At 69.7% G+C, this 363-nt stretch carries 1 pseudogene; it reads left to right on the top strand.

Annotated elements, in window-relative coordinates:
- Window positions 1-76: 76 nt before the first annotated feature.
- Window positions 77-363, top strand: a pseudogene (locus HTV45_RS33465) (site-specific integrase); the annotation flags it as partial.

Genomic DNA, 363 nt, shown 5'->3' with positions numbered 1-363 from the left:
CCATCGGCCGCGCCCGCCGCATCCCCGCTCACGCCCTCGCTGACTACGTCCAGCGCCACCTGGAAGAGGCCGCCCGATGACCGCCCCCAAGCGCAAGAAGGCCCGAGCTAACGGTGAAGGCACCATCTACCAGCGCAAGGACGGCCGCTGGGAAGCCGCCGGCTACGTCCTCGCCGCCAACGGCACCCGCAAACGCGTCCGGGTCTACGGCACCACCCGGAGAGAAGCCGCCGACAAACTCGCCGAGAAGATCGCAGACAGCAACCGCGGACTGCCCGTCGCCACCGCAGACAGCACCGTCGGCGACTACCTCACCTACTGGCTCGGCAGCGTCGCCGTCCACCGGCTTCGGGAGAACACCCA

The sequence above is a fragment of the Streptomyces sp. CHD11 genome (assembly GCF_018638295.1).
GTDB lineage: Bacteria > Actinomycetota > Actinomycetes > Streptomycetales > Streptomycetaceae > Streptomyces.
Note: the sequence above shows the minus strand (reverse complement) of the source record. Positions and strands in the feature narration are given on the sequence as shown.